Here is a 13,686-nt window from a genome sequence, read left to right as displayed (position 1 = left end):
CGACGGACAAATCCCTCAACAGCCGACACCGCACCCCGAATTGCCCGATGCCCCGCGGGTCAATCCATCCGCCGAGCCGTACCCAACAATCCGGTCTCGGCATCGGTGGCCCGCGTCATCACGTACTGCCGATCACGATCGGCACACCACAGCGTCACCCCGTCCGCAAGCGTCGGCAGCGACTCGACGTCCCCGCCCGGCAGCCCCAGCAGCCGCCCGATCTGCGTAGCTTCGTCCGGCGACACGCGCTGTACGCCTACCAGGCGGGCCTGCCGTACGAGCCGAGGCGCGACGGGACTCAGATAGGGCAGCACCGTCAGCACGGACTGCCAGGGCGCGGAGGCGACCCGCCCCCGAGGCGGCCGCATCCCGCAGTCCCGCACGACAAGCACCGGGCTCCCCGCGGAAGCCCCCTGCGGCGGCACCCGCCCCACGTCATGCACGGCCATCCCGCTCTGCCCGACACCGAGCGCCTGCACCAACGGCCCCCAATCCCCGGCGCGCCCGGTCTCCACAGCCACCCGGGCCCCTGTCGCGGCAGCACGCAACGCGACGACCTGGACAGTCCACAGCCCACCGATGAACACCATGTCGTACGGAGTGGGCCGGTTGACGCCGAGCACGGCGGGCCCGCCGTCGGCGTCGACGCCTATGACCACGCCATCGTCCCCGATGGGGAGGCCGAGTTCAGGCAGTGACTCCAGGGGGAGCGCATGCCGGGGGTGCCGCGGCCCGACCAGGCCGAACCCCGAACGAACCCGCTGCCGGGCACGAGCGGCCGTCGAAGACGCCGGCCCCCCCGATCGTACGGCCGACCCAGGCGCGGGTGCAGGTGCAGGTGCGGGTGGGGGTGCAGGGGTGGGCGAGGACGGAGGTCCAGGTGCAGGTGCAGTCATCAGCGCGTGCCCCCGAGCGGCAGTGTGGCAAGGGTTCCGGGAAGCTGTTCACGGTCGAGTCGCGTGAGTCCGACACTCGCCTGGCGCGCGGCGTGCTCCAACGCGCGACGAGCGGCCACGAGTTCGGTGTCTCCGCGCCCCGTCACGCGCACGTGCCCGCACAGTGACACCTCTCTGCGCTCGTCGAGCCGCAGTGTCAGGCTGAACGTGGTCGCCAGTGCCGGAACCGCGGTCAGCGAAGCCACTAGTTGAGGAAGGGGCCGCCCCGCGGAACCGCCGAGGTGGGGCCAGCGCCGCACCCAGTACGTCGTGTGCCTGCGGTTGTCGCAGCGCCACGACCGTGCTGTTTCCTCGGTCCGGCGCTCCGGCGCCTCAGTGCGCCCCGCTTGGGCCGTGACCAGCGGGTTGGCGCCCGCGGACGTGGCGATGGCGGACGTCAGTTCCTCCTCGTCGAGCACCGTGACCCGGAATCCCTCCCCGGTCAGCCGGCTTGCCAGCTGGTCGACGGCCCGCACTACGCACTTCTGGGCTCCCAGCAGCCCGCCTCCGCGCGCCGTCACGGCCTCCGGGCAGAGTTCCGGATCGAGCTTGAGAGCGATCCAGGTGATCCGTACCGCGGGGGCCCCGGTCTGCGCCTGCAAGGGCGCGTAGTTGGTGACGGCGACCGACTGCTGCGGCAGATGCAGGGCAGGGGCGGGCTGTGTGTGCAGCACGACCTGCGCGGACTCCAGCTGGATGCCGTCGACGTGGAGCACGTCCGCCACGAGCCGCAAGGGAAGGGGGTGTTGCAGCCGGTCGGCGCGCAACGAGGTCGCCTCGGACTCGACTTGGAGCACCGCGGTCACGAAGGTGCCGTCCCCGACGATGCCCACGGACCGGCGGTCCCTGTCACCGTAGGTGTAGGTCCGCAGTGCGGGATCGCATTCGACGGCCGGTGCGAGCCCCGGCTCGGTGCCGGGGCGCACCGGAGTACCGGCGGCCCGCCTCTGCCGTGTCCGCAACGCCCGTGCCGTGCCTAGCCAGTCGGGCAGGGAGCGCCCTCGACGGCGTACGACCGCCAGAAGAAGCAGCGGTGTTGCCACCAGGAGGGCCGGGAGTACGAGGAGTCGGTCCACGGCCCAGCCGCAGAGGAGCAGTGCGGCGGCGACCTCGACGAGGACGAGCTGTTGCAGCCGGAACGAGCCGTACTGTTGTGCTCGCAGGCGCAGTTGGACCGACGCCGGAGCGCGGGGGGTGGTCACCCTCGGACCCGCAGGCCCGGCCTGCGGACCACCGGGCCGGGGAGTCGGGGTCTGCACGCGCGTCCGCGATCTGCTCCGTGTGGCCGCAGTCATCACTTCATACCCCCCGAATCCGGCGAATCCCCTTGATCAGTACGGTGCTTGCGCGCCCTGATGCCCTACCCCCCGCACACGCGCGATTACTCACCCTGCATAGTAGGGGTCGGGTCTTGCAATGGAGGAATGGGGTTCGCGCCCCGACGCGCGGTGGGGGAGAAGCAGGCGCTCATGGCATCACGGCGGGACGAGCTCAACGCGTACACCTTCGCGAAGAAGCGGACGTTGGCGGCATTTCTCCAGCCCTCACCGACCGGGTCCGAAGAAGGGGCGCCGCGCCCCCTGCGGGCCTTTCTGCCGAGCGTGATCACAGGTGTGCTCATCCTGGCGGTGTTCGGAGCCTGGGGGATGTTCCAGCCCAAGGCGCCGCCCGAATGGGATGCGCCGGGCACCCGCGTGATCGTGGGCAAGGATTCGACGACGCGGTACGTCGTACTCAAGACCGGTAAGAAGTCCCGCCTGCACCCCGTCCTCAACCTGGCCTCCGCGCGCCTGCTGATGAACGGCGCCGACTACAAGGTCATCCAGGTCAGCGACAGCATCCTCGACGCGGGCGAGCCGCCGCGCGGCCCCATCATCGGCATTCCCTACGCCCCCGACCGGCTCCCGTCCCCCGAGGAGGCCGGCCGGTCCAAGCGTTGGGCGGTGTGCGAGCAGCCGGGTTCCGGGGGGCGTACGACACAGGAGGCGACGTTCGTCCTCGCCGACCGGGACGCGGACAAGATGGACGACTTGCGGCGGCTCGGCAGAGGCGAAGTGCTGTACGTGAGGACGCGCACGGGAACACGTCACCTGGTGGACGCGGCAGGAGTGGCCTACGAGGTCAAGGGCGCGGAGGGCGACCTCTTGGCGGACGCGCTCGTGGGCCCGACGAGGAAACCACAACTGGTCTCCAAGGAATGGCTGGCCACGCTGCACCGGGGCAGCCCGATCCGCTTTCCGCAACTGCCGGCGAGCGTGGGAGCCGCGGCCGACGCCTCGGACCAGCTGTCGTCCGCGGAGAACCGGGTCGGAATGGTCCTGAAGGCGGAGACCGGCGAGGGTGTCAAGCACTTCGTGGTGCTTCCTGGCAAGGTGCAGCCGATCACTGAGTTCACCGCCTGGCTCCTCACCAACTCGCCGCAGACGGCACGCTTGAACATGAACGGCGAAGCCCGCACCGTCGGACTCCAGGACGTCGCTTCCGCCGAAGGCACCTTCGAGGGAGAGGCCGCGAGGTGGCCCCGCCGCCGCCCCGTCCAGGTCAACAGCGGAACGAGCGGCGCCGGTCGGGACACGGTGTGCAATGTGCTGCGGAACGTGGACGAGAAAGGCGCTACGACGCTGAGCACCTGGGCCGGAAAGCAGTATCCGGCCGACATCGGTACAGGCGGCACGAGTACGTACGTAACACCCGGCACAGGCCTGCTCTACACACAGGTTCGTGGTACGCAGACGAAGGCCGGGTCGCTCTTCCTCGTGACGGACACCGGTCTGCGCTACGCCGTTCAGGCCAACGGCGACAGCGACAGCGAGAAGTCGGACATCGGAGCCGACGGCAAGCAGCAGACGGCCGACGGCAGCCCTGAACCCAGTGAGGCCCAGGTCAAGCTCGGCTACAAGAACGTCCGGCCGGCCAAGGTCCCCCTGTCCTGGTCCGACTTCCTCGCCAAGGGGCCGCGCCTCGACACCAACAGCGCCCGACAGCCTCAGGGTTCCTGAACCTTCTCACCCCTGATGCCACCGAAGGAGAGGACTGAGGCAGCGGTGCCGCCGAGGAAGAGAGCCCTGCTGGTCAGGACTGCCATGGCCACAGCCATGAGCACGGCCACGCTCATGGGGCCAGCCACCTTCACGAGTACAGCCACCCCCGTAACGGCTGTCGGGGCCCAGGCAGGAACCCACCCGCATGCACCGGTGCGCCTGGCCGGCAACGGCGCGTGCCAGACTCCGGCCGATCAGATCAAGGGGCGCCCCTGGCCGCTCCAGCGGGTGCTGCTCGACGAGTTGTGGCAGGGCGGGAAGAAGGGCAAGGGCATCCGGGTAGCGGTGATCGACACGGGGGTGGACGACAAGAACCCCCAGCTCGCGGACGCGGTGGACGCCCGCGCCGGGCGCGACTACCTGACGAAGGGCAAGGGGGCGGACCCCACCACGGACGAGATCGGTCATGGCACGAAGGTCGCGGGCATCATCGCGGCCCGACCGCACAAGGGAACGGGTTTCGTGGGTATCGCACCGGCCTCGACCATCATTCCGATCCGGCAGAACGACGCCGAGAACAGCGGGGACTCCGACACGATGGCGAAGGCCATCGACCACGCGGTCGCCGAGGGCGCCGACGTCATCAACATCTCCCAGGACACGACGAAGCCCCTGTCCCGCACGTCGGCCCTGGCCAAGGCGGTACGTGATGCTCTCGACGCCGACGTCGTGGTGGTCGCCTCCGCGGGAAACGACGGGCTGGACGGCAAGGTGAAGAACACCTACCCCGCGGCCTTTGACGGCGTGCTGGCGGTCGCATCCTCCGACCGCAACAACGAACGAGCGGCCTTCTCCCAGCCCGGAGACTTCGTCGACGTCGCGGCTCCCGGTGTGGATATCGTGTCCACCGTTCCCGGAGGGGGCCAGTGCACGGACAGCGGCACGAGTTTCTCGGCCCCCTTCGTCGCCGGTGTGGCCGCCCTCCTGAAGTCCCGGCACCCGGAGTGGAGCCCGGCCCAGATCGCCACGCGGATCGAGCAGACAGCGGAGCGTTCCATCAACGGCCACGACAATTACGTCGGCTGGGGTGTGATCGATCCCGTACGAGCCGTCACCTCTTCCGACGGCGCCCACCCCGCGACCTCGCCGACACCGGATCCAGGGGTGTCGAAGGCCCCACCACCGGACACGGCGGCCTTCTCGCTCGCCGAGACCCCTCAGGAGCGGGCCGAACGGTACGCGACGTACGCAGTCGGCCTCACCGTGGTCCTGGTAGCGGTGATCGCGGGCGCGGCGGCGGCCATACGCGAGGCACGCAGAAGAAGGGACGACAGTAAAGGCCGCCGGAACGACAGCAATTTGGCGCGCAACTGACCCTCTATACAAAGAAGTTGCGAAACCAAAATGACTAGAGTGGCCTACAGCATCACGAGTTGATGCTGCACGGGGGCGGCGCAGCGTTGCGAACGGCGTGTCACTACACGCGAGACCCGACGCGACACCTTGCCCGCCGGAGCCGGGGAGGCCCTGGCACAGAGTCGAAGAGAGCAGCGGATACCGCCGCTGTCTGCACATGAGGAGGGCAAGAGTTATGGCCGCTGATTACAGCAGCGAATCACAGGATCTGACGAAACTGGCGGACCGGATCCGCAACTTCCACACCGACGTGAGCAAGCGCATCACGTCGTTGAACTCGGTTGTGGACCTGATCCAGGCCGGCTGGCAGGGCGCCGCGAGCAAGGAGTTCGACACGCTCCAGCGAGGTGTGAACCAGCACCTGAAGAAGCTTCAGGACAACCTCGTCGACCTGGAAGACGTCATGCGAATGAGCGTGAAGGGCTTCGACGCCCACGAGCAGGAGCGCATCGCTCAGATCCGCAAGGTGGACAACTCGTACGAGGTGCCCAGCAAGATCGTCGACCACGCCTGAGACGCTGCGACCGGAAGTCAGGGATACCGAGATGGCAGAGAACTTCGACCGCACAGCGGTCAACTACGACACCGTCACCACGGCGGCCACCGACGTGCGCAACAACGCCAAGCACATGGACGAGGGACTCGAGACCCTCATGCGCGAGGTCGCGCGCGTGGCTGAGACCTGGGAGGGCGAAGCCAAGACCGCGTACAGCGAAATTCAGCGCCAGAGCAGCGCCGAAATGGACGGCCTCGTACGCAAGCTCCACCGCATCGCCCAGCTCCTGGACGAGTCGGTCATCGGCTACCGCGACACGGACAAGGGCAACGCCTGGCGTTTCCGCATGCTGAGCTGACGGGCTGGACGAGGGCGGTCAGGGCTCACGACGCGCCCGACGAAGGTGAACGAGGAGGAGCCGGGACGCCGATACGAGTCCCGGTTCCTCCTCGTTCCCCGTCTCACCCATACGGGGACAGGGCTCACCCAGAAGCTGAACCGGACTCAACCGGCAGCGCCCGCCCCGTCCGCCGGCACCCCGCCGTTCCGCGGAGTCGGCTCCAGGTCGAACTCCCCGTCCCGCGCCCCGAGCACGAAGGCCTGCCACTCCGCCTCGGTGTAGCGCAGCACAGTCTCCGGGTCCAACGACGACCGCATCGCGACGGCCCCCGCCGGCAGATAAGCGATCTCGACCCGCTCCTCGGCCTCTTCCGTACCGGGCGCGCTGTGCCACTCCACCCCCGAGATATCAAGGGCGTAGAGCTCGTCCTTCTCCCGCTCCTTGCGCGCCTTGACGTCCTCGTCCTGCCCCTCGCCCATGGCGAACCGGCCCCTTCCCGACATACGAACCAACTGGTGGCTCAGCCTACTTGGCTGGGCCGACGCGCGGAGGGGAGTGCGACTATCTCGGTCGGAAGGCCTCACTTCGCTCTACAGTCCAAGGCCCCACTTCACGATGCGTCACGGCTTGTGGGTGCGAACCCTATTTCAACCCCTCGTGGCTCTCGGGAGGGTCAGGGAATGTGATGGCCTTGCCGCATTTCATGCCCGCCGTGACTTCCTTGGCGGAGGCGATGAGGATTTTGGCCGCTGTGTGGCTGGTCAGGCCGACTCGGTCAACGATAGTGCCGCGCAGGGTCACTGGCTCAGCCTGCCCGGAGGGAGGGGCGCCGATGCTGCAATCGACGAGCAACTCGTACGAATCGTCACTTCTGAATACTGCGCTGGTGCCCGGCTCAGATTTTTTGTCTGGGAAATCTTCGGGCCACCACCCGAACTGAATCTCCAGCTCGGCATTTCCGCCCTTGGCGTCATCCACGAAACACGTCATCCTCGCGGGGCTCGAGGAGTCGACTTCAGCCCCGAGGAGCCGGGAAGCCTCTTGAGTTGCCGAGTACTTGACGCCCTCTGCCTGTACGCCGTCCCGCAGGGTGCCGCCTCTGCGGCTCGACGTGATTTCTTTATAAGCCTGTTGATCGAAGACTTTTCCGCCGCAGGCCCGCTTCAGAGGGATCAGCTTTGTCCCGTGCGGTGTTTCCGCGGCCTCCTTCCCATCGCTGTCGCTACAGGCGGTTGCGCTCGTCAAGAGACAGAAGAGCAGGAGCGCAGTAACGGACCTGGGGAATAGATCTGCTTTCATCAGCTAATCCGCATCGGTTTGATCTGTCTCGTTGTCGCCGGCGTTGTACTTCATTTCAATGTTTCTCCGCATCTCCGTATGCCAGTCGGTACCCTCAACCTCGGGGTGAGCAGCGATATATGCTTCCAGAGGGTCACCCGAGCGTGACCTCCCTGCATTCACGAACTCGCTCTTGGTCATCACTTCCTTGTGGTCGAAGTCGGCTTCTTGCTTGGCCATCTCTCGGTCGATGGCGATACTATGGTTCGTCTCGATTGCGCCTCCGATGCCTTCGACGAGACTTGGCACCGCGAAGGCTACTGCTGCGGAGGCGGTGGGCCCGCCGAAGGGCAGGACGGCGAGGCCCGCCGCCAAACCGATGCCTTGACTAACTCCGAACTTTTTCCACTCCGCGGCCTCGGCAAGCTTTCGGTTAGCGGCATCGGTGGCCTCGCCGTAGACCCTGTTGATCTCACTCACGCGGGCCTGGTCCAGGATTCCATGTGTCTTTGCGCCTGTCTCCATCGCAGTCCCCAGCACGTCGCCCGGCGCAGCATGAGATTTTAGGGCGCCCACGGTGTATTCGCGCTGAGCGGCGGAGAGGATCTCGTAATTGCCGGCATGCTGACCAACATTTGCGAGGAAGGCAGAAGCTGTCTCATGCTTCAAGCCGATGTGCTTACCCGAGTCATCATGATGGAACGCTTTGTCACGCAGACTCTGCCCGTCATCGCCCTGCGTGAAGTTCGAGACGGCCCAGTTGAGATCGTCCATATACCCAGCCCCCATCTTGGCGAGACTGTTGCCGAGGCCAGTTTTGTCGTCGAGGAAGTTCTGATCTTGCGCGACAGTGTGAACGACCTGGGACATGATGTTGGCCGTGGTTTCGTCACGGTGGAGGCCCAGGTCCGGGCGGTCGTACGGAGCCCCCAGCGTGGCTGCCTCCAGCGCATGACCGAGTTCGTCGTATCCAAAGCCTCGTTTGTCTCGTGCGAGTGGGTTCCCGTCAGGCCAGTCGCGGCCGATCAGCATATATTTGAGGTCTGAGTCGAGCTTGTCCTTACCTTCCCAGGCGTCGGAGTAGAACCTCTCCTTAGCGGCTTCCGGATTATGTCCGAGCGCTTCCATGTAGCCGGCCATGGGGTCGAGTCCCTGATCGCTTCCAGAGCCGAAATTCAGAAACACATCATGGTTCCACAGATCTGTCGGCTTCTCCTTGCTGTCTCTCTCAAACGAGATCAGCTTGTCGCCGTATTTATCGAGGAAGCCCTTATCGTATTCGCCATGGCGCATCAAACTGCTCATCACCTGAAATCCTCGGGGCCCCTCGTGGGTCGATGAGGTGCTCATGTCGAGGTATGTAACAGGTTTTTGGCCGAGGGTAATCATGTCCTTCTTCCAGCGCTCCATGGCATCGCTATCCGACTGTGAAGCGGTGGCCAAGGTGTAGCCGAGGGACTTTTGGATTTGAGCAGAGAGTTTCGTCTGGTCGTCGCCGAATTGCTTTCTGTCGGTGATCCGCGTCCAGATTTCCAGCGTCCCTTTGGCGCCTGTGCCCGTTGCGAATTTCTCGGCAAAGTAAGGGTCGCCCTCGTGGCGAGAGAAGATCGTATTGATCCTCTTCAGGGTGGCAGGATCCAAGGAATCGTTTGCTCCGGCGAGCGCCAGTTCACTATTCTTGCCGGTGAGCGGTTCCAGGTCCTTAAGGTCACGCAAGACCTTTTCCCGCCCCTTTTTGGCGTCGGCGATGCTGTGGTAAGTGTTCGAGTCGAAACCCTTCTTGCGTCCATTGTGGTCCTGGTTGAGCACCCATGCCAGTGCCTCGTCGGCTTCCTGGGCGGCGGTGATGTGGGTTTGGATGTTACTGCGGTACGCTTCGATGGTTTCGCGGTAACTTTTGTTGAGCATTCCTAGCTGGGCCGCCGGGACGTCCTTCGGTGGGTCCAGGTAGACCTCGCCGTTGGATCGAATCGCAAGGTACTCATCCTTATCGATATCGCCCTTGATGGTGCGCAGCTTGGTTTGCGCATGATGGAATGCCTCATACGCATCGTCGAATAGTTTGTATACGTCCTCTGCTTCATCGGCAGCGAAATCGATCTGCCGCTCGACATACTTGAGCTTGTCCACCGCAGCCGCAGCAGCTTCGCCATCCCAGTCTGACCCCTGTAGGCCCTTCTCTACTGTGTTGCTGTACTGTGTGCTGATTTTTCTGAACTTCGCAGGCAACTTGCTCCACTTGGCAACTGCTTGGGAAAGCTCGGTGAAATTCGCATGAAGTAGCGTCTCGTAATCCAGCATGCGGCCCGTTCCTTCGCTCTTACTTCAGATCCTGTCCCTGGTTCTCACTCCTGTGTCGATCCCTTTCTTTCCTTTCGCGTTCTGTGAAGGTCTGGGCGCTGCTGCGAAGTGCCCCAGCGACATCGTTCTGAACGAGTTTCTCGACATACTCCACTTTGCTTTTCCAGCGGTCGATGAAACTCGCAAAGGCGGGGCCGGATTTGAAGCCCTTCAGGCTGGGGCCAACTTGAGATGTTCGGTCAAGGCCGCGTTGTCTGCCTTGAGGAAGTCCTCGCGGACGATCTCCGCCTTCTCGGCCCGATCGTTGAGAACGCTGGAAGTGACCTTGAGTCCTCGGCCTAGTCCTCGGTTGCCGCTTCCGTCATCCACGGCGTTGAGCCGCATGCTCGTCTCGGTCGTAGCTGCGGCTCGGGCGTTAGCCCACTCTTCTTCGAACGACATGGCTCTCTCGTGAGGGTTAGGGATGGCGACGGTCAGCGGGGCTGGTGCGTCTGCTCCGAGCCCGGCGAGAAACAGTGATTGCGGTTCCTAGGAGTACGGCAGTTCCGAGGCCCAGGGCGACCCAGAGAGTGGTGCCGTCGTCCTTGGTCGGCATTGCCGCAGCCGACTCATCGTCCCTCTTCTTGCTCCCCGTGGAGCCGCGGAGCTGAGATGCTGCGGGGGCAGGGGACGGGGCAGCTGCCGCAAGGTCCGGCAGGGGGTACTCGTCGGCAGGGCCGGGATCGCCCGGGCTCTTGAGGGCAATGCGAGGGCGTACCGCGCCGTAGCCGACCGAGTCGTCCCGGCTCCAGCCATCAACGTTGCCCTGCATCGTGCTGATCATGACCCGCAGGACCTGGTTGTTCGTCCAGTCGGGGTATTTGGACCAGATGAGGGCGGCGGAGGCGGAGGCGAGTGCGGTGCTGGTACTCGTTCCATGTCCGCTGCACAGCTTGGTGCCGCCGGTGCACGCGTTCCAGATGTCGTCCCCGGGGGCGACCATGTCGACTTGCGGCCCCCACTGCGATTCCTGGGTCCGTTCGATCTTGCGGTCGATGGCGCCGACTCCGATCACGCCGGGGGTCGACGCCGGATACTTCGGTGGGTTGCCCTTCGTGGCGTCGTTCCCTACCGCAGCGAAGATCAACTTTCCCTTGGTGAGCGCGTACTTGACCGCGGCGGTGAGTTCGGGAGTGTTCACGTTCTTGAATCCGCGGTGGTCGGCTGCTCCCATAGAGATATTCAGGATCTGAGCTGGTGAATTTGCCGCGTAGCGGATCGCCTTCGCCATGTCCCTTGAGTATCCCGACAGTTGATCCCCTCGACTCGGTCTCTCGGTCCCGTAGGACATCCTGATGGGCAAGATCTTTGCCTCTGGCGCCAAGCCGTAGGATCCCGCTGCCTCACCCCGCGCGCCTGTCCCTGCGATGAGGGCCGCCATGCCCGTGCCGTGGTTGGCCCGGTCGGTGTGCTCGTCACCCGGGAGGCCCGAGAAATCCTTACCGTCCAGAACTTGACCACGCAGGTCGGCGATCGTTCTGTCGACTCCTGAGTCGATGACTGCGACCGTCACCCCGCGACCGGTGCTGGTCTTCCACATCTCATCGGCGTGCATTGCGTCAAGGTGCCACTGGCGGGAGCGAACGGTGTCGTCGGCATGCGAGGGAGCCGCCGCGACGCTCGTCATGAGGAATCCCAGGGCCGCCGCCGTAGCGACCTTGCAGAGGGCGATGCTCTTACCGCTGATGGGCATCTGCGTTCCTTGTCAGGTCAGTCGACGACTGGTGGGACGACACGGCGCGGGTCAAGCTGCCAAGTTTCTTCCTCCTCGGAGAGATGGTTCGGCCTGTCGCTCCGGTTCTCGTCGCGCGAAGAACTACCACGGGTGCCGGACGGCATGGGAGCGGGGCGTCCCGTCGTGGTCGAGCCCGACGGCTCGCCAGAGGCGGAGCCGCGTACCAGCCCCGTACCGCCCGGGGTGAAAGGACGTCCGCTCGCGCTGCCGGGTTGGGGAAGCTGCCGGCCGATGGCTCCGCCGGCCTCTCCCGTGAGTCGCCGACCGCCGACAACGCCCGGGCGGACGGGGCCCGCCCCACCTGTTCCCGGCACGCCCCCCGAGCCCATAGGAGGGCGACCTTGCATGTGCTCTCCACCAATTACGTTGCCGTGGGGGATACCGGGCATCGAACGCCCTGAGTTCGGTGGAACCGGCCGACCGCCGATAACGCCCGGTTCCCGCGGCAGACGATTGCCGAGACCGTTGTGGGGGCCCGGGTTGCTGGGCAGAGCCGGGGGCCGTACTCCCGGGGCCGGACGGTTCGGCGCGGGTGCGTTGGGCCCCGGGTGGTTGGGGCTTGGGTGGAAGGGGGGAGGCGCGGTGCCGAGAGCGGGAGGTGTCATCCCCTCAGGGCGGCCCGGAGGGCTGGGTGCCGGGGGACCATCTGGAACTTGCGACGGCTGGGGAGGCGTCACTCGGTCGATCCCCATGGCCGCGGGCTCGGGCGAGGGCGGCTCCGGGGCGGTGGGCGGCGCTGACACCGGAGCGCCCTCCCGCGAACCGTTAGGAACAGCGCCCTCCCGCGAACCGCTGGGAACTGGGTGCTGGCCGACAGGAGTGACGCCGCCGCCTCCCGAAGGGCCCGAGGCCGCGACGCGAGATCCCGGAGGCTCGGTACCACCTGCCTGAGACCCGCCCGGACCGGGCACCGCTTCGTAGTTCTCGTTCGTCTCCCAGTTCGTCGGATCCTCCGCATGGCTCGCCGGCGGCGAAAACGTAGGCGGTGTCACCCCATTCACCTGCTGCGCCGACTGCTGGTACGTCTGCGCCAGCTTCCGCATCCGCTGCACCGCTTCCGCGTGCGCCGCCTCGATGCGCCCCCGCGCCGCGGTCGCCTCCGCCTGGGAGTCGCGGGCGACCTTGCGGGCGTCGGGATCGTTGTGCGCCTTCTGGGCAGCGTCCATGTTCTTGTTGGCGCTGCGCAGATCGGCCTTGGCCTGCGCCGTGTCCGAAGCCGGCGGCATCGAAGCCTTGGCCTCGGCGATCGCCTGGGCGACCACGCCCATCCAACGGGACGCGACCTCGCTGTACTCCCCGAGGTGCAGCGTGGCACTCGCCGCCTGGGTACCCCAAGTGCGGAAGGCGTCGCCGCCCTCCCCCTGCCAGTGCAGGCCCTTCGTGTACGTCATGAGGTCGTCGCCGATCTTCGTGATCGTCGACGCGGCCTTGGACAACTTCCCCGCGAGCTGCGAGGCGCCCTCCGAACTCGCGGACTCCAGAAGCGCGAGCAGCTGCTCATGCGTCATGGACTCGAAGTCCGTGTGAGCGAGCTTCGGCGTTCCGCCCTTGGATCCCTCAGCCATGTCCTTGTGTCCCCGTCCCTGCCCCCGCGTTCGGCCTCCGTCTGGTCATCAGAGGCCTGTGTCCTTGTCCGTGGTCTCCGGGCCGGCCCCACCGGAGCCCCCCGCCCCACCGGAGCCACCAGGCCCCCGTGCGTAGGGGTCGCGCTCAGGGTCGTAGTACTTCTCGGCCTCCGCGTTGATCGCCTTCATCCGTGCCCGGATGTCGTCCTCGATGTTGTCGTAGCCCACTCGCGACGCATGGACGGCAAGCCCCAGGCCCTCGATCTGAGCGCCCAGCGCCTTCGAGAGCTTCTCCAGCTCGTCGTGCACGGTCGAGTACGAGTCGTAGAGGTACTGAGCCTCTTTGAAGTCCGCCGAACCCAGCTGCGCTCGCGACAGCCGGTCGGCGCCCACCCTGCCCGGCGCCGCCTCCGAACCCTCGAACTCGATGAGTAAGTCGTCGACGCGCTTCTTGAAGCCCTTCATCGCGCTTGCCTGGACGTCCAGCGCCATTTGGGGGTTTACGCCGTAAAGGTTGTCGAACGACTTGTCCGTATCCGGCGCCCCGCCACTTCCCCCGCCCGAACTCCCCATGTCTGCCTCCCCGTTGAGTCATGTATC

14 protein-coding genes are annotated in these 13,686 nt (G+C 65.9%); 5 read left to right on the top strand and 9 right to left on the bottom strand.

Annotated features, from left to right (window positions below; translation table 11 throughout):
- Positions 1 to 59: 59 nt before the first annotated feature.
- Positions 60 to 896: a hypothetical protein gene (locus IG54_RS0117435; RefSeq protein ID WP_030784404.1), complete on the bottom strand. Its 837-nt coding sequence runs from the start codon at positions 894 to 896 to the stop codon at positions 60 to 62.
- Entirely contained in the window at positions 896 to 2,230 is a 1,335-nt protein-coding gene (eccE, locus tag IG54_RS0117430; RefSeq protein WP_078594196.1) for a type VII secretion protein EccE, read from the bottom strand. The genes IG54_RS0117435 and eccE overlap by 1 nt, the downstream gene beginning before the upstream one ends.
- A gap of 174 nt (positions 2,231 to 2,404) precedes the next feature.
- On the opposite strand from eccE, the gene eccB reads away from it, so the two are divergent.
- Positions 2,405 to 3,934, top strand: coding sequence for a type VII secretion protein EccB (gene eccB, locus IG54_RS0117425; RefSeq protein ID WP_030784401.1), 1,530 nt, complete (start codon positions 2,405 to 2,407; stop codon positions 3,932 to 3,934).
- Here the strand turns inward: eccB and IG54_RS43455 are convergent.
- Positions 3,922 to 4,050: a hypothetical protein gene (locus tag IG54_RS43455; protein ID WP_267883654.1), complete on the bottom strand. Its 129-nt coding sequence runs from the start codon at positions 4,048 to 4,050 to the stop codon at positions 3,922 to 3,924. The genes eccB and IG54_RS43455 overlap by 13 nt on opposite strands.
- Between IG54_RS43455 and mycP (IG54_RS0117415) the strand changes: the two genes are divergently transcribed.
- The 3 genes from mycP (IG54_RS0117415) to IG54_RS0117405 all read left to right on the top strand — a co-directional run bounded on the left by mycP (IG54_RS0117415) (position 4,019) and on the right by IG54_RS0117405 (position 6,186).
- Entirely contained in the window at positions 4,019 to 5,290 is a 1,272-nt protein-coding gene (gene mycP / locus IG54_RS0117415; RefSeq protein WP_051819585.1) for a type VII secretion-associated serine protease mycosin, read from the top strand. The genes IG54_RS43455 and mycP (IG54_RS0117415) overlap by 32 nt on opposite strands.
- Before the next feature lie 217 nt (positions 5,291 to 5,507).
- Positions 5,508 to 5,846, top strand: a complete 339-nt coding sequence (locus IG54_RS0117410) for a WXG100 family type VII secretion target (protein ID WP_030784395.1) — start codon at positions 5,508 to 5,510, stop codon at positions 5,844 to 5,846.
- A 31-nt stretch (positions 5,847 to 5,877) separates the two neighbouring features.
- Complete coding sequence (locus IG54_RS0117405) at positions 5,878 to 6,186, top strand: WXG100 family type VII secretion target (RefSeq protein ID WP_030784392.1); 309 nt, start codon at positions 5,878 to 5,880, stop codon at positions 6,184 to 6,186.
- Positions 6,187 to 6,332: 146 nt separating this feature from the next.
- Here the strand turns inward: IG54_RS0117405 and IG54_RS0117400 are convergent, their stop codons facing one another.
- The 5 genes from IG54_RS0117400 to mycP (IG54_RS0117380) all read right to left on the bottom strand — a co-directional run bounded on the left by IG54_RS0117400 (position 6,333) and on the right by mycP (IG54_RS0117380) (position 11,479).
- Entirely contained in the window at positions 6,333 to 6,647 is a 315-nt protein-coding gene (locus IG54_RS0117400; protein ID WP_030784389.1) for a DUF397 domain-containing protein, read from the bottom strand.
- A gap of 163 nt (positions 6,648 to 6,810) precedes the next feature.
- Positions 6,811 to 7,146: a hypothetical protein gene (locus IG54_RS42040; protein WP_158708883.1), complete on the bottom strand. Its 336-nt coding sequence runs from the start codon at positions 7,144 to 7,146 to the stop codon at positions 6,811 to 6,813.
- Positions 7,147 to 7,470: 324 nt separating this feature from the next.
- Positions 7,471 to 9,747, bottom strand: a complete 2,277-nt coding sequence (locus tag IG54_RS0117390; RefSeq protein WP_030784383.1) for a DUF6571 family protein — start codon at positions 9,745 to 9,747, stop codon at positions 7,471 to 7,473.
- 210 nt (positions 9,748 to 9,957) lie between these two features.
- The gene (locus IG54_RS42035) at positions 9,958 to 10,188 is read right to left on the bottom strand and encodes a hypothetical protein (protein WP_158708882.1); all 231 of its coding nucleotides are present in this window, start codon (positions 10,186 to 10,188) and stop codon (positions 9,958 to 9,960) included.
- 16 nt (positions 10,189 to 10,204) lie between these two features.
- On the bottom strand, positions 10,205 to 11,479 hold the full coding sequence (mycP, locus tag IG54_RS0117380; protein ID WP_051819584.1) for a type VII secretion-associated serine protease mycosin: 1,275 nt from the start codon (positions 11,477 to 11,479) through the stop codon (positions 10,205 to 10,207).
- Positions 11,480 to 12,910: 1,431 nt separating this feature from the next.
- On the opposite strand from mycP (IG54_RS0117380), the gene IG54_RS42030 reads away from it, so the two are divergent.
- Positions 12,911 to 13,048 (top strand): hypothetical protein, encoded by a 138-nt coding sequence (locus IG54_RS42030; protein WP_158708881.1) that lies wholly within the window; start codon positions 12,911 to 12,913, stop codon positions 13,046 to 13,048.
- A gap of 86 nt (positions 13,049 to 13,134) precedes the next feature.
- Here the strand turns inward: IG54_RS42030 and IG54_RS0117370 are convergent, their stop codons facing one another.
- A complete protein-coding gene (locus IG54_RS0117370; protein WP_078594193.1) occupies positions 13,135 to 13,659 on the bottom strand; it encodes a hypothetical protein in 525 nt (174 codons plus the stop codon).
- Between the last annotated feature and the right edge of the window lie 27 nt (positions 13,660 to 13,686).

Source organism: Streptomyces sp. NRRL S-920 (assembly GCF_000717945.1).
Taxonomy (GTDB): domain Bacteria; phylum Actinomycetota; class Actinomycetes; order Streptomycetales; family Streptomycetaceae; genus Streptomyces; species Streptomyces alboniger.
This window is presented reverse-complemented; position numbering and strand designations above follow the sequence as displayed.